Raw genomic sequence first — 20,361 nt, 5'->3', positions numbered from 1 at the left:
CCTTTCTCCTATCCTACCGCTCGAGCGGGGAGGCATCTGCCGGCGCTTCAAAGGGATTTTGCTCATTGATATGGTCATAAAACATGATGCCGTTTAAGTGATCGATTTCATGCTGAAACACGATGGCGGGCAAACCTTTCAAACGCAGCTTGACTTCTTCGCCTTCCAGTGTCGTTCCCGTGACGGTTACACGTGCGTAGCGCGGAACATAACCCGGTACATCACGGTCAACAGAAAGACAGCCTTCGCCGCTTGATAAATAAGTCTTTTCAACCGAGTGGCTCACAATTTTTGGATTAAATAAAGCATAACTGTATAGCTTGCCTTTTTCATCCGTAACATGGACGGCAATCATCCGTTTAGACACATTAATTTGTGGTGCAGCAAGACCAATCCCTGGACGGAGTCCGTACTTCTCGGCTATTTCAGGGTTTTGGCTATTGATTACATATTCAATCAGGCTTTGCAAAGTTTCTTTATCCTCTTCAGAAGCGGGCAGTACCACTTCTTCTGCAACCGCTCGTAGTGTCGGATGACCTTCTTTAATGACATCTTTCATTGTAATCATGTTTCTTACCTCCTCATACAAACGGATAAACTAAGTCTAACAAAAGCATATGTAAAAGTCATTATGAAAAGCGAAGAGAGAAGGGGAAAAGACAAGAAAGCGGCCTGAGGCGGCCGCTTTCTGTTAAGTGTAAATAACCGCGCCAATGATGATGAGTAAAATGAATAGAATAACCACTAATACAAAAGTGTTGCGGTACCCGCAACCATAACCGAATCCGTATCCGTACATGCTGAATTCCTCCTTATCATTGTACCTGTAAGGTTATGACTAAGGTTATACAGGCTAATATAAGGTATGTAAGGTAAGAAGTTTTGGTGAAGGGGAAAATGAAGTGCTAAAAAGGGAATGAAGATAAATGATGGTAAAAATCACAAATTTCCCTTGTTTTGTAGTATAATGTGTTACATATATAAGGGAGGCATTTTACTGTGCGTTATGTTTTAAAAATAAAAAAAATTGGTTTATTTATGGCGTTTGGGCTGGTTTTTTCCGCTTGTTCTAATTCTTCTTCCCCTCAAATCGATATCTACAAATCGCTTGAGCAGATTGTAGCGGCAGAAAAAACCTTTTCGAAGCAACAACAGCCGCTGGTTGATCTGGAAAAACAAGAGAAAGAAAAGTATGATCAAATCATCTCGCTTGGCATGAAGGAACAAGAACAAATTCGCAAGCTTTCTAATGATGCGCTTGACATAGTGGGGAAAAGAGAAAAGCGCATTCAGCAAGAAAAAAAGAGCATGGATGAATCAAAGAAGAAATTCCAAGAAGCAGTTGAACTGATTGATTCACTTGATGAAGAGGAACATAAAAAAGAAGCAGAATCACTCATTAAGCTGATGAATAAGCGGTATACCAGCTACGATAAACTGCATGATCACTATGAAAAAGCTGTTCAGTTAGATCGGGAACTATACCAAATGTTCAAAAAGGAAGATGTCGCGTTGGACGAGCTTGAAAAGCAAATTGCCAGCATCAATGCTACATATGATCAAATTCTGAAAGCGAATGAAGAATTCAACAACCTGACAAAACAGTATAATGAAGCAAAAGCTGCTTTCTATAAGAAAGCAGGGCTTGAAGTGGTAGAGAAAAACAAAGATGATAAGAAAGAGTCGGTGCAATAAGAGCATCGGCTCTTTCTGTGCTGCTAGTTTCTTGTTTCAAAGTACGGACGGGAATGAAACATATTAAAAATTACATCCTTTTCTCTTATCCGGATATATACAATCTTGCTTTTTCAATTAAAATGTCGGAGGGGTATGAACAGAATATTATTTCAATTCTGTAAATTAGAAATTTAGAACTAAAGAGAATTGTCGGAATTCATTACAATCCCTTTCGTGAGAAGAGGTGAACCTTTTATTGATTAATGGAAAAAGAGCGATGGTGATTATTATAAAACATATAGTACAGAATTGATTGTTGTAATAGTACAGATGAGAATTTGTTGAGATTTTGATTTGCGCTTACAAAATGAAAAGAAATATTGATACAAAAGCGTTGACGAATCATTTTATAATAGTGTAAACTTATCCGTGAAATCAGAAGTTGTATTAATCATTTTCATAAGATAATTAATACAGTTGTTCTGTAACATGATTTTCATAAGCATTCCTTTTACTCAATGTTTTCTTCGGAATCGTGAGGGAATACATAACACTGTAGTCCGAAATCGGCTCCTTTTCAAATGCTAGTCGACAAAGTATGACTTTTAATAATTCAAATTGGTTATTCTAACAATGTATGTGTAAGTATGGCTAGCAACAAGAAATTACCCAACCGTAAATGAAAGGAAGAGGTGACTTAGATGGCTGCTAAAACAAAAAAAGCTATTGTTGATGTAAAGAAGCAATTTGAGAAAATTGCAGAGCAGTTCCAAACATTCCAAATTTTAAATGAAGAGGGCGAAGTTGTTAACGAAGCGGCAATGCCTGATTTAACTGATGATCAATTAAAAGAATTAATGCGTCGTATGGTATATACTCGCATTCTTGACCAACGTTCCATTTCGTTAAACCGCCAAGGACGTTTAGGATTCTATGCACCAACTGCTGGACAAGAAGCTTCTCAAATTGCTTCTCACTTCGCATTAGAAAAAGAAGACTTTGTATTACCTGGTTACCGTGATGTACCACAATTAATCTGGCACGGACTTCCATTATACCAAGCATTCTTATTCTCCCGCGGACATTTCCATGGAAACCAATTCCCTGAAGATATGAATGCACTTTCTCCGCAAATTATCATTGGTGCACAATATGTCCAAACTGCCGGCGTTGCATTAGGTATCAAAAAACGCGGTGAAAAGTCAGTTGCAATTACGTACACTGGTGACGGTGGTGCGTCTCAAGGTGACTTCTACGAAGGTATCAACTTTGCGGGTGCATTTAAGGCTCCGGCAATCTTCATCGTACAAAACAACCGTTTTGCGATTTCTACACCAGTTGAAAAGCAATCTGCTGCTCGTACAATCGCTCAAAAAGCAGTGGCTGCAGGTATTCCTGGTATCCAAGTGGACGGTATGGATGCTTTAGCGGTTTATGCAGCGGTACGTGAAGCCCGTGAACGTGCAGTGAACGGTGAAGGTCCTACATTAATCGAAACATTAACATTCCGTTATGGTCCACATACAATGGCGGGTGACGATCCGACTCGTTACCGTGCGAAAGAAGAAGAAAACGAGTGGGAGAAAAAGGATCCACTTGTACGCTTCCGCAAGTTCTTAGAAGCAAAAGGCATCTGGAACGAAGAAGAAGAAAACAAAGCAATTGAACAAGCAAAAGAAGATATTAAAGAAGCAATCAAGAAAGCTGATGAGTATCCAAAACAAAAAGTAACGGACCTAATGAATAATATGTATGAAACAATGCCGTACAACTTACAAGAACAATACGAAATTTATACAGAGAAGGAGTCGAAGTAAGCCATGGCGCAAATGACAATGATTCAAGCAATCACTGATGCGTTACGCACAGAACTAAAAAATGACCCTAATGTGTTAATCTTCGGTGAAGACGTTGGTGTTAACGGCGGTGTATTCCGTGCAACTGAAGGTTTACAAGCTGAGTTCGGCGAAGATCGTGTATTCGATACACCGCTTGCTGAATCAGGTATTGGCGGTCTTGCAGTAGGCCTTGGCTTAAAAGGTTTCCGCCCGGTTCCTGAAATTCAATTCTTTGGCTTCGTTTATGAAGTGATGGATTCAATCAATGGACAAGCTGCTCGTATGCGCTACCGTTCCGGCGGCCGTTGGAATGCACCTATCACATTCCGTTCACCGTTTGGCGGCGGGGTTCACACGCCAGAACTTCACGCAGACAGCTTAGAAAACTTAGTAGCATCACAACCTGGTCTAAAAGTTGTTATTCCTTCAACACCATATGATGCGAAAGGTCTTTTAATTTCTGCAATCCGTGACAATGATCCGGTTATTTTCTTAGAGCACATGAAACTATACCGTTCTTTCCGCCAAGAAGTACCTGAAGGTGACTACACAATCGAACTCGGTAAAGCTGATGTAAAACGCGAAGGTAAAGACTTAACAATCATCTCTTATGGCGCAATGGTTCATGCTTCATTAAAAGCTGCCGAAGAATTAGAGAAAGAAGGTCACTCTGTAGAAGTTGTTGACTTACGTACAGTTCAACCGTTAGATATCGACACAATCATCGCTTCTGTAGAGAAAACTGGACGTGCAATCGTTGTTCAAGAAGCGCAAAAGCAAGCCGGTATTGCAGCAAATGTTGTGGCTGAAATCAATGACCGCGCGATTCTTAGCCTTGAAGCTCCAGTATTGCGTGTAACTGCACCTGATACTGTATTCCCATTCTCAGAAGCTGAAGGTGTATGGTTACCAAATCATAAAGACATCGTTGAAACAGCGAAGAAAGTATTATCATTCTAATTCAGTTTCTTTCCCTCCGGCCGGAGGGAAAGAAACTGATCAACAGGCTTTTCAGCCGGTTGATTATTAGCATCAGTAAGAAAAATCAGTCCTATACTGATTTCTTTTACAAGAATCTATACAGCCAAGTCAGTAGATGACTAGAAAGAATTCTTAGGAGGTTGAATCTCATGGCAACTGAAGTAGGCGCATTATTTGAATTTAAACTGCCAGATATCGGTGAAGGTATCCATGAAGGTGAAATCGTAAAATGGTTTGTTAAACCTGGCGATGAAGTAAACGAAGATGACGTACTTGCTGAAGTACAAAACGACAAAGCGGTTGTAGAAATCCCATCCCCGGTTAAAGGGAAAGTATTAGAGCTTAAAGTTGATGAAGGTACAGTAGCGACTGTTGGTCAAGTTATCGTTACATTCGACGCACCTGGTTACGAAAACTTAAAGTTCAAAGGTGACCATGGCGACGAAGCCCCGGCTGCTGAAGCAAAAACAGAAGCTCAAGTACAAGCTACTGCTGAAGCTGGACAAGATGTCAAAAAAGAAGAAGCTCCTGCAGCTGAAGCACAAGGTGCAACTGGGGCAGGTGCGGCTCCTCAAGCAGAAGTTGATCCTAACCGTAAAGTGGTTGCAATGCCATCTGTACGTAAATATGCTCGTGAAAAAGGTATCGACATTAAAGCTGTTCCTGGTTCAGGCAAAAATGGCCGTATCACTAAAGCGGACATCGACAACTTCTTAGCTGGAGGCGCTCAAGCTCAAGCTCCTGCAAAAGCGGAAGCAAAAGAGGAAGCTCCAAAAGCGGCTGCTGCAACAACAATTCCTGAAGGCGAATTCCCAGAAACTCGCGAGAAAATGAGCGGTATCCGCCGTGCAATCGCAAAAGCGATGGTTAACTCTAAACATACTGCTCCACACGTTACATTAATGGATGAAATCGATGTAACAAAACTTGTTGCACACCGTAAGAAATTCAAAAACATTGCAGCTGAACAAGGCATCAAGCTAACGTTCTTACCATACGTTGTAAAAGCGTTAACGTCTGCTCTTAAGAAGTACCCTGTATTCAACACATCGATCGATGATGCAACGGATGAAGTAATTCACAAACATTACTATAACATCGGTATCGCTGCTGACACAGAAAAAGGCTTGCTAGTACCAGTTGTGAAAAATGCTGACCGTAAATCTGTCTTCGCAATTTCTAATGAAATTAACGAACTTGCAACAAAAGCTCGTGAAGGCAAATTAGCTCCAGCGGAAATGAAAGGCGCTTCTTGCACAATCACTAACATCGGTTCTGCCGGCGGTCAATGGTTTACTCCAGTTATCAACCATCCGGAAGTAGCAATCTTAGGTATCGGCCGTATTGCTGAAAAAGCAATTGTGCGTGACGGGGAAATCGTCATTGCTCCGGTATTGGCGTTATCATTAAGCTTTGACCACCGTATGATTGACGGCGCGACAGCTCAAAATGCTCTTAACCACATTAAGCGTTTATTGAACGATCCAGAATTATTATTAATGGAGGCGTAATTCAAATGGTAGTAGGAGATTTCCCAATTGAAGTAGATACTCTTGTCATTGGTGCAGGTCCTGGCGGATATGTTGCGGCAATCCGTGCAGCTCAATTAGGACAAAAAGTAACAGTTGTAGAAAAAGCAACTCTCGGCGGGGTTTGCTTGAACGTAGGATGTATTCCTTCAAAAGCCCTTATTACTGCAGGACATCGCTTTGAAACAGCGAAACATTCTGAAGACATGGGAATAAAAGCAGAGAACGTAACCGTTGACTTCTCAAAAGTTCAAGAGTTCAAAAACGGCGTTGTGAAGAAGCTTACTGGCGGTGTTGCCGGCCTTCTTAAAGGAAACAAAGTAGACGTCGTAACCGGCGAAGCTTATTTTGTTGATTCAAATACAGTACGTGTTATGGACGAAAACTCTGCTCAAACTTATAAATTCAACAATGCGATCATCGCTACAGGATCTCGTCCGATCGAAATTCCTGGTTTCAAATTCTCTAAACGTGTATTAGATTCTACTGGCGCATTAGCACTACAAGAAGTTCCGAAGAAAATGGTTGTAATCGGTGCTGGTTATATCGGTACAGAGCTTGGTACGGCTTATGCAAACTTCGGCACAGAAGTAACATTCATTGAAGCCGGCGACGAAATCCTAGCTGGTTTTGAAAAACAAATGAGTGCCATTGTAAAACGTAACTTAAAGAAAAAAGGCAACGTTGAAATCTACACAAAAGCAATGGCTAAAGGTGTAGAAGAGACAGAAAACGGCGTACACGTTACATTCGAAGCAGGCGGCGAAACAAAAACAATTGAAGCTGATTATGTTCTTGTAACAGTCGGCCGTCGTCCTAACACTGATGAAATGGGCTTGGAGCAAGTTGGTGTGAAATTGACTGAGCGCGGCTTAATCGAAATCGATAAGCAATGCCGTACAAGCGTTTCAAACATTTATGCGATCGGTGATATCGTAGCTGGTCCTCCACTTGCACATAAAGCTTCTTATGAAGGTAAAATTGCAGCTGAAGCAATCAGCGGTCATCCTGCTGAAATTGATTACCTTGGTATTCCAGCGGTTGTATTCGCTGAGCCAGAACTTGCATCTGTTGGTTATACAGAAGCACAAGCAAAAGCAGAAGGCATTGAAGTGATTGCTGCGAAATTCCCATTTGCCGCAAACGGACGTGCTCTTGCACTTAATGAATCTGACGGTTTCTTAAAACTTGTTGCACGTAAAGAAGATGGTGTCCTAATCGGTGGACAAATTGCCGGTGCAAATGCTTCTGATATGATCGCTGAAATCGGTCTTGCAATCGAAGCTGGCATGACAGCTGAAGATGTGGCCATGACAATCCATGCTCACCCAACTCTTGGCGAGATTACAATGGAAGCAGCAGAAGTGGTAATCGGCAGCCCGATTCATATTGTGAAATAATAACTTGTTTTTTACGCCTGTAAAAACGGTAAAGGGTTGGAGAGTGATTCTCCAACCCTTTTTATATCGCTTAATATCGAAAGTTCCCGCTTTTTATTTCAAAAAAGCGGGAAGCTTTATTTTACGCTTAATGTACGCTGTAATTGTTCAATGATTTGTTGTTTTGGAACAGAGCCTTCAATCTTGGTCAAAATCTTGTTATTTTCAATCATAATGAGAGCTGGATAGCTTTGCAATTCAATCAGGTCATTGTTAATCCGAATCGATGATTGATGAACGATTCTAATGTTTTTTAATTCTTCGGGGAATTTCCCTCTTAAGTCCAATAAAGCATCATAATACCTTTCTTCTGCTCCTATATTTTCTTCGTTGGAAAACAGCAAAACTTGTTTTTCGGAAGATTGAATTTTAAGGCCTTCCTGTTTGATGATACTGCAGCCGGAGAGCAACATTACAGATATCACTAAAACAGCAGGGAGTTTTAATGCCATCCAAGTCACTTCTTTCATTGAAAATTTGTCTTTATTGTATCACGCCCCCCTCCCGGTTTTTGATGTTGTCAAACATTTGTTACAAAAATGAAAAATAAACTTGAATGAAGCGCATATCTATATTTATGTATAAGCAGTTGACAAGTTCTTTTTCGGGTTCTTGTCAACTGCTTATACGAAGACCAAAATCATACGAATAAAAGCAGTATGAGCGGAACAAAGAAGGAAACGATCCAAATTAACTCATCTCTACAAAGTAATATATGTATGTCTAATTTTTGTTACGGCTCCCGTCCGAAGGAAATGAGGGATAATCATTACGATTTTATTATGGCTCATTCAATTTTTGATTTGGACAGGTTATGTTGTAGTTGAACATCTTTCACGTCGGGATGAACTAACGGCAAAAACCATTTTATTTTTCATTTTTCTATATTTGGCTTATGTGGTGGCGGAATATGTATTGGAAAAGAGAAAAACAGCCGCATTCACGACAGTTTTTTCATTATGTATCTTCACCTTTGTCCAGCAAATAGTACGATGGTTCTATTAATGGAGGACTCGTGTAGATAACTAAATTTTTCATCGGCAACAATCTTTTTTATTTAAATCAAAGAAGCCCGTTTATAAAAAACGGGCTTCTTTGATTGTGAGATCTATTATCTTCTCTTGGTTAAAACAGCCAAGAATAAACTGTTTCCCCATAATATCCTCCTGTCTATTCTCCGTTGATTAGTTCACGAAATACCTGTCCATACTGATAAAAAAGGGAGGAGTGGACAGGTGAAAAAAACAGTATGGGCAGCGGCGGTTATCATGCTTATTATACCTTTTATTTTTCTTGGGTTAAAAGACAAGCAAGAAAAAATAGTTCCTGCCAAACAAGAAGGGATTACTCTCCCTTCTGTAATGGAAGGAAATGAGCTATATATTGAAGCAAAGGTACTCGCTAATCACTTAAATGGAAATTACTCATTTAATGAGATTGACCGGGCTCTCACATTAACCCTGAATCATCAACGGTTTCTTTTCATTGAGGGGGTACCGGTAGTAGAGGTAAACGGACAATACAAACCGATTAAACAGAATGATTTTTTTATAAAAGGGAACCAAGTCTACCTTTCGGCTTTATGGCTGCGACGCTTTTTTCCGACAGATATTTTGATCCATCATGAAAAAGTGAGGCTGTTAAACGAGGTGAAAAGAGAAGAGAATGTCGAACCTGTTCAAGCACCTCCACAAAATATTGAACATATGATTGGGCAATTGCAAATCTTATCCTCTCCATTAAAAAGAGTAAAACCGGATCTATATCCATCTCATGTCCCGGGAGCAAAACGGAATTACCGAGGAGGCAGGCATGAGGGGTTGGATTGGTATAGCTATTCAACTGGAGCGGTTATTAATGAACAAACTCCCGTGTATGCAATGGGGAAAGGAACGATTGTACGAGTCGATCATGTGTATAATGGGTATCAATCGGAAAAAGAGAGAGAACAGGATCTGCAAGTTTGTCGTTTGCATGGAAAAACGCCTCTTTACATATTAGATCGGCTGCGAGGCAGACAAGTCTGGGTTCAGTATGAAAATGGTGTTCAAGCAAGGTTCGCGCATCTAAGCAAAACAGCAAAAGAACTTCAAGTCGGGGGCAAGGTCGATGAACATACTCTTATTGGGTTTGTGGGCAATTCCGGGACGAGTGGAGAAGTAAAAAAAGATGGAACAGAACTTCACTTGCATGTCGATTTGCTGTTGAACGGCCGTCTATTTTGGGAGGGCTTCACAAAAGAAGAGGTAGTAAGCATCATTCAAGCCATATTTTAAGCTGCCTAAAACGATGAGGAGCAGACTAATCAGCGGAGAATTCCGTGATTAATCTGCTCTTTTGTCCGGGCTCTATCCGGGGCAGTAAGCGTCTTATTTCAAGCAACAATATGCGGGGAGAACTACCCGTAACAGCTTGATAAGTTTAACTAACAAAGGAGCAAAGACTAAAATCACGACGTCCTGTGCATTGGAAGTTTCTTTTATCTTTTATAAAAATACATCACCCGTCCGTTGAATAAATGCAGCTCACCGGCCAGTTTCTTGGCGATGAACTTGCAAAATTCATTGGCTTTTCCTTTGTCGCCGTTTGTGGCTCCGTTTGGAAGGATAAGTTGGATATAAGTTTGTTCTTTTGTTTCCTCTGTTTCCTCGTCTAAAATCGTTTCTTTCCCAATCTTTAAAATCATCGCAAAGTATTTATTGTTCGTTCCCTTTAAGTAAAACATCTCTTGTTTGGCATCCACTACATTATGGATTTCATAAGGAAAAGCACTATAATCGTAGTTCCAGCCAAGTTGTTGTCCTGTTTTTGCGGTAATTTCTTTATAATAATGAAATAAGCCTTTGAGTTCTTCTAATGTAATATCTTGCTGATCGGATTTTGGAACCAATTTTATCAATGCATTTGAAGCCACATTATTCCCCCTCAACAGATGGACATCCAAATCAGGAAACAGTTTCCATACTTTTTATTATCATTCTAGCATTATCAAAATTAGCGGACAAGAATAATTGGAAAGTAATTGACAAATAATCGCGGCATATTGTAATATGTTAAATAGTAAATTATAATAAAATTCAGATTTTTATGAAGGGGGAATAGTATGGATTTATTTGAAAAATTGTATGATGAAATGGAAGGGGTTAAAGTCAGGTTTGTAGGTTTTACTACAAATGACACCCGCTACGATTTTGGCATTGTGTACACAAATATGTTCTTTGGAAAACCCCTTGTCGTCTGTATGCAAACTGGCCGCTCCACTCTCCTCGATTCAAAAGATATTGAAGACTTAGATCATCTCCAAACTGTATTCCGTATTCGCACAAAAGAAGAAGCTGCTGACTTAGCGGAATTTTTCCGTGATAATATTCCAAGTTCTCCATTTGAAACGCAATATGAATAGAAAAGAAGACAGGTTGCATACCTGTCTTCTTTTCTATTAAAGTGTAGTGTTAAGGTGCGGGCAACAAATGTTGTACCTATACACTTTAAAAACGAGTTTAGATGGATAAACACACACATTAAAAAATAAACATATTTTTAATGTGTTATACTAATTAACCATTGACAATTTAAATGTGACATAATATTATAATTATAGATAGAAAATCAAACGCTTACATTTTGAAAAACATCGATTTATATTATTAAACTCAAACAAAGGGGAGTTTATAGATGGGAACTATCGTATGTCAAACTTGCAATAACACAATTGATTATTTCGAAGATGAGAAAGTAACAATATTGTACGGGCAATGCAATTGCTCAAGTTGTGAACAGACAGAAGATCTAGATTAATTGTTAATAAGAGGAGAAGATTAGGAGATAATCCATTCTCGGCCAGCCGGGAATGGATTTTTTTACTATATGAATCCACATAAATAATGTAACATGGACAAAAGCGGTCCATGTTACATCATTTACGCATAAGGCTTCGCCCATTTCCCTTACGGGCCCTTGCCGAAGCCTTATACGAGAACCTTTGTAAGCTCATTCAAGATGAGAGAACGGAAAGGCGCGAATAGAAGAAAGCCCGGTGACAGAGGTTAAAAAATTTAATTGGACTTATATATAAGCATAAGTTGCGCGTTGAAATTCAAGTTATGCTCTAACAACACCGCTTCATTTACCTGAAAAACGAGCGGGTAGATGAAACGGTGTTAATTTCCAAAGACTGAATGTGTCTCTTTTTATTTATCCTAATTGTAAGAGACCCATTATTTAATAGCGCGATGTTCCTTGATGACACGGAATGAGTTTAGCTCGTAATCTTCTGCGCCTTGAACAGGAAGTCCGGCTTCTAAGTTCTTTTTAATGTATGTCAAATTTTCTTCTGTAATGATTTCACCAGGGATGAAGATGGGGATTCCTGGTGGATACACCATAACAAACTCCGCAATGATTCGACCTGCTGATTGGTCGAACGGTACAACTTCCGTTTCCGCATAAAAAGCATCACGAGGTGTAAGGGCAAGTACTGGAATATCCGGAAGCAGTACGGAAGTATCTACATTCATATCGGCTTGATCCTTGAATTCATTCGCCAATTCTTGTAAAGCAGATACAAGTTTTTGGAGATCTTCTTCTGTATCACCAGGTGTCACGATACAAAGAATGTTATAAAGATCTGACATTTCAACTTCGATATTGAACTTTTCACGAAGCCATTTCTCTACGTCATAACCCGTAATCCCAAGATCTTTTACAGATATGATTATCTTCGTAGGGTCCATGTCATACGTAGCACTTGTTCCCAAAATTTCACGCCCCACGCATCGAAGGTGTTCAATTTCATTGATTTGATCACGTGTTTGTTCGGCGAGACGAATTGTATGTTCAATCAATGCTTTTCCTTCTGTTGCCAAGCGTTTTCGGGCTACATCCAAAGAAGCAAGTAACAAATATGATGTAGAAGTTGTTGTTAGCATACTTAAAATAGCCTGAACACGTTTAGGAGATACAAGCCCTTCCCGTACATTTAAAACAGAACTTTGGGTCATTGAACCACCAAGCTTATGCACACTTGTTGCCGCCATATCTGCTCCTGCCTGCATGGCGGAGAGAGGAAGTTCCTCATGGAAATGAATGTGAACGCCGTGAGCTTCATCCACAAGTACAGGGATACTGTGGGAATGGGCAATTTCCACAATTTTTCGCAGGTCACCGGCAATACCAAAATAAGTAGGGTTAATGACAAGTACAGCCTTCGCATCTGGATGCTGTTCTAAGGCTTTCTCAACGGACTCTGGTGTAATACCATGTGAGATGCCCAACACAGGATCGATTTCAGGATGAATAAATACAGGGGTTGCACCTGAAAATACGATGGCACTCATGACCGATTTATGCACATTGCGAGGAATTAAAATTTTATCCCCGGGGCCACAAACGGACATGACCATTGTCATAATTGCGCCGCTTGTACCTTGAACAGAGAAAAATGTATGGTCAGCACCGAATGCTTGAGCGGCCAAATCTTGAGCCTGTTTGATCATCCCTTTAGGCTGATGTAAATCATCTAAAGGACCAATGTTGATTAAATCTATAGAAAGCGCATTTTCGCCAATGAACTCTCTGAATTCAGGATCCATTCCGCTTCCTTTTTTATGTCCCGGAATATGAAATTGAGTCGGATTCTTTTTGGCATGTTCTACTAGACCAGTAAATAACGGAGTTTCAAATTGTGAAGACAACTTTGCTATCCACCTCTTTATCTATTCAATATTTTTATCATAAACAGCGGTTAAAGTAACCGTGTTATTCGTTTTCAGTTTATTATCGCCTATTTCAAACATAAAACAAATGAATTATAGCATCTATTGAGTCCTTTGCAAAGCAAATTTTGCATATGTATGAATTTACATTGACAGTTGGGCGCAAATAAAGAACACATGTCCCGAATTGCCAAAAAACTTTTTGGTTTATCAGAGATGAATGGCATGATGATCAAATTGCGGCTAAAAACATTTAAGTCTTGTAAGCAATGTTGCAGCCCTAACAATCCTGCGGGAATATCTTTGTAAACACACTCTGCGCGATGAAAGAAAATACATAAACCATATATATTTATATAGAACAATATTGATCTTTCAATTTTTAGCTCCTTTGCGCGAAATGGCCATTTTGCCCGCTTTCAGCTTCAATTGGAAGGAAAAAACAAATATTAACATTAGACTTTAGAATTGCCCTGCATTAAAGAAGGAATTCAAAGATGAAACAAGAAGGTTTTATATATAGATTCAATTTAATGGTTCACTATTAGTCGTCGTTTTGTGCGTAAATAATTCGACATGGGGGGTTTTTAGTCATGTCCGATTATTTATGTGGATTTGTATCGTAAGGGGGAATGAAAGGTGAAGTGGAAGACAAGAATTACAGAAATGTTAAATATTGATTATCCGATTATCCAAGGCGGTCTGGCTCATTTAGCCTATTCAGAACTGGCTGCTGCAGTTTCTAACGCGGGAGGATTGGGGCAAATAACCGCTATGTCCTTGGAAACGCCTGAACAGCTGAGGGAGGAGATAAGAAGGGTACGTCAAAGAACTTCTAAACCATTTGGTGTCAATTTTGCGATTGGACAACATGGCCGCCCGTTTTCACATATGCTTGAAGTAGCGATCGAGGAAAATGTTCCTGTTGTGACAATGACGGGGGGAAACCCGACCCCGCTGTTTGAGCAGCTAAAAGGAACAGACATCAAAAAATTGGTACTCGTGGCAGCGAGAAGGCAGGCCGAAAAAGCAGAAGAACTTGGGGCAGATGCTGTCATGGTTGTGGGTCAAGAAGGGGGCGGACATCTTGGACGTCATGATACGGGCACTTTTGTTTTGGTACCGCAAGTAGTCGATGCTGTATCAATTCCTGTTGTGGCGTCAGGCGGCATCGGTGATGGCAGAGGAATGATGGCGGCATTAAGCCTTGGGGCAGAAGGTATTGAGATGGGAACGAGATTCATTGCCACAAAGGAATGCGTTCATGCTCATGAGCTTTACAAGCAAGCTCTTGTCAATGGAACGGAATATGATACAGTAGTGATTAAGCGTACGCTTGGAGCACCTGCCAGGGTCATCGCCAATGATTGGACAGACCGGATCCTTCAATTAGAGCAAGAACAAGCCGGTTATGAGGGGCTAAAATCGTACATAAGTGGAGAAGCGAACAAGCGCTACATTTATGAAGGAAAAGAAGGAGAAGGATTTGGATGGGCCGGACAAGTGATGGGAATGATTAGAGATATCCCGTCTGTCAATGAATTAATAACGAGAATGATGGAAGAAGGAGAAGCGATTCGCCGGCGATGGAGCATGTAAAAGCGAATGTGTGATACATAAAAGAAAGTGGAGTGATCAACATGGAATATCAATATCCGATTTCATTGGATTGGAATACTCAAGAAATCATCGAGGTCATCAAATTTTTTGAAATGGTCGAAATGGCTTACGAAAGAGGAATTGACCGCGATCAATTGATGGCAGCGTATCGCCGCTTTAAAGAAATTGTACCAAGCAAATCGGAAGAAAAAAAGATTGGCAATGAATTTGAAGAGATAAGCGGTTACTCCATATATCGTACGATGAAAGCAGCTAAAGAATCACCAGCCGGTGCTACCGTTAAAATGTGAAAAAAGGATGCCCTATGGCTACATGCCTGTCCATCCCCATCTGATGAATTGTCATGGGAAATCCAGTGAAAACAAGGGTTTCCATGACGATTCATTCGATTGAAAAATGTTTGTAATAGTGAGGGATAGACTTTTGAGTCAGCCCCTATAATGAACCGTCATTTGAGTCCGGTTAAATCAAGGACTCTAGTGACGGTTCTCTTTGTGTACATCTTTTCAGTATGATTTTTTTAGGTGAGTATCATACAAACTAGATTAGAGAATAAACTAAATATACACTATTTTAAATCATCAGGATGATGCCTGGGCCAGTTTGTACAATGGCAAGACCGTTTTGAACGTGTCTTCGATCGTCGTCAACCATTCTTCTCCGCTCAAGGCGATCGCTTTTTCTCTTGGGATGTTTATCCCGCATAAAATTTCAGCTTTCTTGACGGTTTGTAGTCGGGTAAACAGCTCTTTTAAATCTCCGGTTTGTAAACTGCCCATCCGTAAAGCTTCCGGTTGTGTATGGTCTTTAGACCAAACAAAATGAGAAGGGATGATTTGTTCTACTTCGTTTAGCTGCTGAAGAAGTGCTTGTCCAAAGGATTCTTTAATCGGCGATTCATATATAACGGCAAACCAGACAAATACATGCGATTTCCATAAACCGATTTGAAAGTGGGGCATCATTTTATAACCTCTTTTATTATTAGCAAAAGCAACCCACGTATCCTTTGGAGGATTTTTCGTACGACGTGCATGTTTTGCTACATGATAAAACATTTCATCTCCGGAAAGAGCCGAAAGGGTAGGAGTGAAATGTTGCCCTAATGCCTCGAGTTTTGGCCGAATTGTCGTTTTAATTCCTTCCATCCGGTCATCTAGTCCTTCGATATCAAATACATTAAAATCTTTTTGAGAAAATCCTGTAAACAGCATATGTCCCCTCCACTTAATTTATCAATATAGTCACTGAATGTATGATAACCATAGCATACACAGGCTTGTCAAACGATGTCTATCGATTTTTCTAGGTAAACACACAATTTAGTTACATGTAGCCTTTGATTATCATAGAATGTATCAATTAAAAATATCTGAAAATTTAGTTTTTTGGAGATGGAAATATTACGGGAAAATGGAGAGGAGGTCTTATCATGAAACAAGTAGTCAACATGTATAAGAAAATGGACGGTCAAAAGCGGCTTGCAGTGCTTCGGTTAGAATTAGATTATGAGTTGGCGACTTTATATGAAGCAATGGTGGAAAATGATGAAACAAAGAAAACAGAGTGCAAGCAAAAATTAGAAAAATTGCGTCAGGAAATGGTGAGATTACAAAGTGTAAATTAGGGGAAATTCGTTTGTAGGGAGCAAATGCCGCGAACCTTGCGTAAGGGTTCGTTTTTTCTGTGAGTTGAATACTTGATTTACCGGTTATGTTTTTTTAAGCTTAGTTTACATACGAATACATTAAAAACCTGGAAGGGGTTTAGGAAATGGAACATATTTGGAAACAAATTGATACATATGCGAAACAATGGATAAAGCAAGCGGGCACTCTTATTAAACAATCATTTAGCAAAGAGCTGCTCATACAAGCAAAATCAAATCCGAACGATTTAGTCACCAATATGGATCGAGAAGTTGAACGCTTTCTCGTAGGTAAAATTCGTGAAACGTTTCCATCGCACCATATTATAGGGGAAGAGGGGTTTGGAGAAGATCTTGAATCAAAAGAAGGGGTTATCTGGGTCATCGATCCGATTGATGGAACGATGAATTTTGTACATCAACAACGTAATTTTGCCATTTCCATCGGCGTTTTTGAAAATGGGATCGGTCGCATTGGTTTAATATATGATGTTATGCACGATGAGTTATATCATGCCTTCAAGGGACATGGTGCATTCATGAATGACATCGAATTGCCGAAGCTGGAGCCAGTACAGGTAAAAGAGGCTGTTATCGGTCTGAATTCAACATGGGTCACTCCGAATAAACGCATTGACAAGGAAGTATTAACACCGCTTGTACGCGATGTCAGGGGAACGCGTTCTTACGGGTCGGCAGCAATCGAAATGGCTTATGTCGCGGCGGGACGCCTTGACGCCTATATCACGATGCGCTTATCACCATGGGATTTTGCAGGCGGAAAAGTAATTGTAGAGGAAGTTGGAGGTACAACAACGACGTTAGACGGAGCTCCACTAGATATTTTGACAAAAAGCAGTGTGCTCATTGCCAACCCTATCTTACACTCAGAAATCTTAAATAACTACGTGAAGCGTGATCAATAATGCTGCTGTCTTCTAAGAAGTATGAAGAGAAAGATCAACCCTTTTTTCTCAAGTTAATAGAGGAAAGTCCGTTGTGGCAGCAGGAAGAAGGTTTTCCATCCGAGTTATTAGAATATAGGAGAAAATATGAAATGATGAACGGGCAATGGGAGGTCTGGTATGAAGGGCCGTGTCGGATTGGCTTAACATTCACGGTTGACTGGGCACCTTCAAATGAGAAGGCATGGCTCGGCACCATTTTAGTGGATGGACAAGCCCGAAAAAGAGGATACGGAAAAGCAATTGTTCATGACATTGCACGTCGGTACGAAAAGGAAGGCCATGATGTCTTATTTACTGCTGTACCGCTTCAGCGATTGGAGTGGATGCAGTTTTTTGCCGCTTGTGAATTTGAACAGCTTAAAGTGGAAGAGGATGAGCAGAAAAAACCTTATATGATCATGACGAGACCTCTTGCATAAAAATAGATTATTGTCATTCCCTGAAGGCTTTTGAGTCAGCCCCCTCTTTTTTGAGGCCGTGTTGCCCTTTATGATTGGATATTTGAGAGAAACCGGTATGAGACAAGAGCCGTATATATGAGCGTGATGTTCAGGAGTTATGGAGAAAGTACTACGGAACCCTCATTTTAAAAGGAAGTGCCCTTTTCATTTTGATAAATTGTTTAATCGTATTAACAGCAAGCTGCTTTTTTGAAGCAAATAGGCTTCCCGCCGATCGGAACATATCCGGCGGGAAGCCTATTGAATTTAATGTGCTGTCGGGTCATATAATGGTCTCTCATGGAAGCGGAGCACAAAAACTTTTTATTTTGAGAAATCCAGCCAAAACGGACTATGTTTTATAGTTCTCCTCGTTCGCGCCTTTTCTTTTTCGTCGAAAATCCTAGGCCCATAATGATAAATAAAACGATAATGGATACAATAATACCGATTAAACTTTGTTCGCCAATAAAAACTCCAATTGACATGATGGAAGTGGCGGCCAAAATTGAGTAAACAAGAAAAATCCACTTTATTTCTTTCATAAAAATCCCTCCCAAAAACCAGATATCATAAGTGTACATAAAAGTATTCTTCATTTCTAGATGTAGTATGATATAATATCCTAGTTATTATGAACATTAGGAGTGAAAATGTGAAGATTCGTCAAGACTTACGCAATATTGCGATTATTGCCCACGTAGACCATGGAAAAACGACTTTAGTAGACCAGCTTTTACGTCAATCTGGTACGTTTCGTGTAAACGAGCAAGTGGAGGAACGTGCGATGGATTCAAACGATCTTGAGCGCGAGCGCGGTATTACCATTTTGGCTAAAAATACAGCCATTAATTATAAAGATACACGCATCAATATTTTAGATACGCCCGGACATGCCGATTTTGGCGGTGAAGTAGAGCGTATTATGAAAATGGTAGACGGTGTGTTGTTGGTTGTCGATGCATACGAAGGATGTATGCCGCAAACACGCTTCGTTTTGAAAAAGGCGTTAGAACAAAATTTAACACCGATTGTTGTTGTAAACAAGATTGACCGGGACTTTGCCCGTCCGGAAGAGGTAGTAGACGAGGTTATCGATTTATTCATTGAATTGGATGCAAGCGAAGAACAATTAGAATTCCCTGTCATTTATGCTTCTGCCATTAACGGTACGGCAAGCACAAGTCCGGACCCGGCAGAACAAGAAGAAAACATGGCTTCATTATTTGATGCAATTGTAGAGCATATTCCTGCTCCTGTGGATAACAGCGACGAACCTCTTCAATTCCAAGTAGCGATGTTAGACTATAATGATTATGTCGGCCGTATCGGAATTGGACGCGTGTTCCGCGGAACGATGAAAGTAGGGCAGCAAGTAGCGCTCATGAAGCTGGACGGCTCTGTCAAACAGTTCCGTGTTACTAAGATGTTTGGTTTCTTAGGGTTGAAACGTGTAGAAATCGAAGAAGCCAAAGCGGGCGATTTGATTGCTGTTTCCGGTATGGAAGACATTAACGTCGGGGAAACGGTTTGCCCTATCGAACATCAAGAAGCACTGCCGGTTTTACGCATCGATGAGCCGACATTGCAAATGACATTCCTTGTAAACAACAGCCCATTTGCAGGCCGTGAAGGAAAATATGTAACCGCACGTAAAATTGAAGAGCGTCTTCGCTCTCAACTTGAGACAGATGTCAGCTTACGTGTAGAAAACACAGACTCGCCGGATGCATGGATCGTTTCAGGACGCGGAGAGCTTCACCTTTCCATTTTAATTGAGAACATGCGCCGTGAAGGATATGAGCTTCAAGTATCCAAGCCGGAAGTTATCGTAAAAGAAATTGACGGAGTCAGATGTGAGCCGGTTGAGCGTGTACAAATTGACGTTCCTGAAGAGCATACTGGTGCGATTATGGAATCAATGGGTGCCCGTAAAGGTGAAATGACGGATATGATCAACAATGGTAACGGGCAAGTTCGTTTGATCTTTATGGTACCGGCACGCGGCTTGATTGGTTATACGACAGAATTCTTATCATTAACAAGAGGGTTTGGCATCATCAACCACTCCTTCGACAGCTACCAGCCGATGCAGCCTGGTCAAGTCGGCGGACGCCGCCAAGGTGTATTGGTTTCCATGGAGACTGGTAAAGCGTCCACCTATGGTATTACAGGTGTAGAAGATCGGGGTACAATTTTTGTGGAACCCGGAACAGAAGTATATGAAGGCATGATTGTCGGAGAACATACTCGTGACAATGATATTGTCGTCAACATTTGTAAAGTGAAACAGGCGACAAATGTTCGTTCTGCAACAAAAGAACAAACAGTCGGTATGAAAAAACCGCGCATTATGTCATTGGAGCAATCACTCGAGTACTTAAATGACGATGAATACTGTGAAATTACACCTGAATCGATTCGTTTACGCAAGAAAATTTTAGATAAAAATGAGCGTGAAAGAATAGCTAAGAAAAAGAAATACGCTGAAATGCAGTAATGTTTAG

21 protein-coding genes are annotated in these 20,361 nt (G+C 40.4%); 14 read left to right on the top strand and 7 right to left on the bottom strand.

From position 1 onward, the window contains the following. Nucleotides 1–13: 13 nt before the first annotated feature. Nucleotides 14–568 carry a peptide deformylase gene (def, locus tag ACFOU2_RS12450; RefSeq protein ID WP_377915567.1) on the bottom strand — a complete coding sequence of 185 codons (555 nt, stop codon included), beginning with the start codon at nt 566–568 and terminating at the stop codon, nt 14–16. Between the two features lie 123 nt (nt 569–691). Then, complete coding sequence (locus tag ACFOU2_RS12445) at nt 692–799, bottom strand: YjcZ family sporulation protein (RefSeq protein ID WP_377915565.1); 108 nt, start codon at nt 797–799, stop codon at nt 692–694. 200 nt (nt 800–999) lie between these two features. Here ACFOU2_RS12445 and ACFOU2_RS12440 point away from each other — a divergent pair, with 200 nt between their 5' ends. The 5 genes from ACFOU2_RS12440 to lpdA all read left to right on the top strand — a co-directional run bounded on the left by ACFOU2_RS12440 (nt 1,000) and on the right by lpdA (nt 7,425). Further along, complete coding sequence (locus tag ACFOU2_RS12440) at nt 1,000–1,695, top strand: YkyA family protein (RefSeq protein WP_377915563.1); 696 nt, start codon at nt 1,000–1,002, stop codon at nt 1,693–1,695. A gap of 683 nt (nt 1,696–2,378) precedes the next feature. Next, nucleotides 2,379–3,494: a pyruvate dehydrogenase (acetyl-transferring) E1 component subunit alpha gene (pdhA, locus tag ACFOU2_RS12435; protein WP_377915561.1), complete on the top strand. Its 1,116-nt coding sequence runs from the start codon at nt 2,379–2,381 to the stop codon at nt 3,492–3,494. Between the two features lie 3 nt (nt 3,495–3,497). After that, a complete protein-coding gene (locus ACFOU2_RS12430) occupies nt 3,498–4,475 on the top strand; it encodes an alpha-ketoacid dehydrogenase subunit beta (RefSeq protein ID WP_377915559.1) in 978 nt (325 codons plus the stop codon). 170 nt (nt 4,476–4,645) lie between these two features. Beyond that, nucleotides 4,646–6,007 (top strand): dihydrolipoamide acetyltransferase family protein, encoded by a 1,362-nt coding sequence (locus ACFOU2_RS12425; protein ID WP_377915557.1) that lies wholly within the window; start codon nt 4,646–4,648, stop codon nt 6,005–6,007. A gap of 5 nt (nt 6,008–6,012) precedes the next feature. Further along, entirely contained in the window at nt 6,013–7,425 is a 1,413-nt protein-coding gene (gene lpdA, locus ACFOU2_RS12420) for a dihydrolipoyl dehydrogenase (RefSeq protein ID WP_377915554.1), read from the top strand. 116 nt (nt 7,426–7,541) lie between these two features. Here lpdA and ACFOU2_RS12415 read toward each other — a convergent pair whose 3' ends face one another. Further along, nucleotides 7,542–7,916, bottom strand: coding sequence for a hypothetical protein (locus tag ACFOU2_RS12415; RefSeq protein ID WP_377915552.1), 375 nt, complete (start codon nt 7,914–7,916; stop codon nt 7,542–7,544). Between the two features lie 783 nt (nt 7,917–8,699). Here ACFOU2_RS12415 and ACFOU2_RS12410 point away from each other — a divergent pair. Next, complete coding sequence (locus ACFOU2_RS12410; RefSeq protein ID WP_377915550.1) at nt 8,700–9,740, top strand: M23 family metallopeptidase; 1,041 nt, start codon at nt 8,700–8,702, stop codon at nt 9,738–9,740. Nucleotides 9,741–9,943: 203 nt separating this feature from the next. Here ACFOU2_RS12410 and ACFOU2_RS12405 read toward each other — a convergent pair whose 3' ends face one another. Beyond that, entirely contained in the window at nt 9,944–10,378 is a 435-nt protein-coding gene (locus tag ACFOU2_RS12405; protein ID WP_377915548.1) for a DUF1885 family protein, read from the bottom strand. A 189-nt stretch (nt 10,379–10,567) separates the two neighbouring features. Here ACFOU2_RS12405 and ACFOU2_RS12400 point away from each other — a divergent pair, with 189 nt between their 5' ends. Further along, nucleotides 10,568–10,867, top strand: coding sequence for a DUF3055 domain-containing protein (locus tag ACFOU2_RS12400; RefSeq protein WP_377915546.1), 300 nt, complete (start codon nt 10,568–10,570; stop codon nt 10,865–10,867). Nucleotides 10,868–11,139: 272 nt separating this feature from the next. Next, nucleotides 11,140–11,262 (top strand): GapA-binding peptide SR1P, encoded by a 123-nt coding sequence (locus tag ACFOU2_RS12395; RefSeq protein WP_377915544.1) that lies wholly within the window; start codon nt 11,140–11,142, stop codon nt 11,260–11,262. A gap of 419 nt (nt 11,263–11,681) precedes the next feature. Here the strand turns inward: ACFOU2_RS12395 and ACFOU2_RS12390 are convergent, their stop codons facing one another. Continuing rightward, entirely contained in the window at nt 11,682–13,157 is a 1,476-nt protein-coding gene (locus tag ACFOU2_RS12390; RefSeq protein WP_377915542.1) for an aminotransferase class I/II-fold pyridoxal phosphate-dependent enzyme, read from the bottom strand. A gap of 660 nt (nt 13,158–13,817) precedes the next feature. Between ACFOU2_RS12390 and ACFOU2_RS12385 the strand changes: the two genes are divergently transcribed. Beyond that, complete coding sequence (locus ACFOU2_RS12385; protein WP_377915539.1) at nt 13,818–14,777, top strand: NAD(P)H-dependent flavin oxidoreductase; 960 nt, start codon at nt 13,818–13,820, stop codon at nt 14,775–14,777. A gap of 41 nt (nt 14,778–14,818) precedes the next feature. Then, a complete protein-coding gene (locus ACFOU2_RS12380; protein ID WP_377915537.1) occupies nt 14,819–15,088 on the top strand; it encodes a UPF0223 family protein in 270 nt (89 codons plus the stop codon). 291 nt (nt 15,089–15,379) lie between these two features. Here ACFOU2_RS12380 and ACFOU2_RS12375 read toward each other — a convergent pair whose 3' ends face one another. Next, the gene (locus ACFOU2_RS12375; RefSeq protein ID WP_377915535.1) at nt 15,380–16,012 is read right to left on the bottom strand and encodes a YktB family protein; all 633 of its coding nucleotides are present in this window, start codon (nt 16,010–16,012) and stop codon (nt 15,380–15,382) included. A gap of 218 nt (nt 16,013–16,230) precedes the next feature. On the opposite strand from ACFOU2_RS12375, the gene ACFOU2_RS12370 reads away from it, so the two are divergent. The 3 genes from ACFOU2_RS12370 to ACFOU2_RS12360 all read left to right on the top strand — a co-directional run bounded on the left by ACFOU2_RS12370 (nt 16,231) and on the right by ACFOU2_RS12360 (nt 17,833). After that, nucleotides 16,231–16,425 carry a hypothetical protein gene (locus ACFOU2_RS12370; RefSeq protein WP_377915533.1) on the top strand — a complete coding sequence of 65 codons (195 nt, stop codon included), beginning with the start codon at nt 16,231–16,233 and terminating at the stop codon, nt 16,423–16,425. A 146-nt stretch (nt 16,426–16,571) separates the two neighbouring features. After that, a complete protein-coding gene (locus tag ACFOU2_RS12365) occupies nt 16,572–17,372 on the top strand; it encodes an inositol monophosphatase family protein (RefSeq protein ID WP_377915531.1) in 801 nt (266 codons plus the stop codon). After that, nucleotides 17,372–17,833 (top strand): GNAT family N-acetyltransferase, encoded by a 462-nt coding sequence (locus tag ACFOU2_RS12360; protein ID WP_377915529.1) that lies wholly within the window; start codon nt 17,372–17,374, stop codon nt 17,831–17,833. The genes ACFOU2_RS12365 and ACFOU2_RS12360 overlap by 1 nt, the downstream gene beginning before the upstream one ends. A 380-nt stretch (nt 17,834–18,213) precedes the next feature. Here ACFOU2_RS12360 and ACFOU2_RS12355 read toward each other — a convergent pair whose 3' ends face one another. After that, nucleotides 18,214–18,399 carry a YlaF family protein gene (locus ACFOU2_RS12355; protein WP_377915528.1) on the bottom strand — a complete coding sequence of 62 codons (186 nt, stop codon included), beginning with the start codon at nt 18,397–18,399 and terminating at the stop codon, nt 18,214–18,216. Between the two features lie 110 nt (nt 18,400–18,509). On the opposite strand from ACFOU2_RS12355, the gene typA reads away from it, so the two are divergent. Next, nucleotides 18,510–20,354, top strand: a complete 1,845-nt coding sequence (gene typA / locus ACFOU2_RS12350; protein ID WP_377915527.1) for a translational GTPase TypA — start codon at nt 18,510–18,512, stop codon at nt 20,352–20,354. Nucleotides 20,355–20,361: the final 7 nt, after the last annotated feature.

The sequence above is a fragment of the Bacillus songklensis genome (genome assembly GCF_042649685.1).
GTDB lineage: Bacteria > Bacillota > Bacilli > Bacillales > Bacillaceae_H > Bacillus_BA > Bacillus_BA songklensis.
The sequence above is the reverse complement of the archived record's forward strand: the minus strand, read 5'-3'. Positions and strand labels throughout refer to the sequence as shown.

What these genes read in the sequence shown, in the direction of transcription:
- ACFOU2_RS12415 (WP_377915552.1), bottom strand. Translation starts at nt 7,916, where the DNA reads ATGGCATTAAAACTCCCTGCTGTTTTAGTGATATCTGTAATGTTGCTC.
- ACFOU2_RS12395 (WP_377915544.1), top strand. Translation starts at nt 11,140, where the DNA reads ATGGGAACTATCGTATGTCAAACTTGCAATAACACAATTGATTATTTC.
- ACFOU2_RS12400 (WP_377915546.1), top strand. Translation starts at nt 10,568, where the DNA reads ATGGATTTATTTGAAAAATTGTATGATGAAATGGAAGGGGTTAAAGTC.
- def (WP_377915567.1), bottom strand. Translation starts at nt 568, where the DNA reads ATGATTACAATGAAAGATGTCATTAAAGAAGGTCATCCGACACTACGA.
- ACFOU2_RS12380 (WP_377915537.1), top strand. Translation starts at nt 14,819, where the DNA reads ATGGAATATCAATATCCGATTTCATTGGATTGGAATACTCAAGAAATC.
- ACFOU2_RS12430 (WP_377915559.1), top strand. Translation starts at nt 3,498, where the DNA reads ATGGCGCAAATGACAATGATTCAAGCAATCACTGATGCGTTACGCACA.
- ACFOU2_RS12360 (WP_377915529.1), top strand. Translation starts at nt 17,372, where the DNA reads ATGCTGCTGTCTTCTAAGAAGTATGAAGAGAAAGATCAACCCTTTTTT.
- ACFOU2_RS12445 (WP_377915565.1), bottom strand. Translation starts at nt 799, where the DNA reads ATGTACGGATACGGATTCGGTTATGGTTGCGGGTACCGCAACACTTTT.
- ACFOU2_RS12375 (WP_377915535.1), bottom strand. Translation starts at nt 16,012, where the DNA reads ATGCTGTTTACAGGATTTTCTCAAAAAGATTTTAATGTATTTGATATC.
- ACFOU2_RS12425 (WP_377915557.1), top strand. Translation starts at nt 4,646, where the DNA reads ATGGCAACTGAAGTAGGCGCATTATTTGAATTTAAACTGCCAGATATC.
- lpdA (WP_377915554.1), top strand. Translation starts at nt 6,013, where the DNA reads ATGGTAGTAGGAGATTTCCCAATTGAAGTAGATACTCTTGTCATTGGT.
- ACFOU2_RS12355 (WP_377915528.1), bottom strand. Translation starts at nt 18,399, where the DNA reads ATGAAAGAAATAAAGTGGATTTTTCTTGTTTACTCAATTTTGGCCGCC.
- pdhA (WP_377915561.1), top strand. Translation starts at nt 2,379, where the DNA reads ATGGCTGCTAAAACAAAAAAAGCTATTGTTGATGTAAAGAAGCAATTT.
- ACFOU2_RS12370 (WP_377915533.1), top strand. Translation starts at nt 16,231, where the DNA reads ATGAAACAAGTAGTCAACATGTATAAGAAAATGGACGGTCAAAAGCGG.
- ACFOU2_RS12365 (WP_377915531.1), top strand. Translation starts at nt 16,572, where the DNA reads ATGGAACATATTTGGAAACAAATTGATACATATGCGAAACAATGGATA.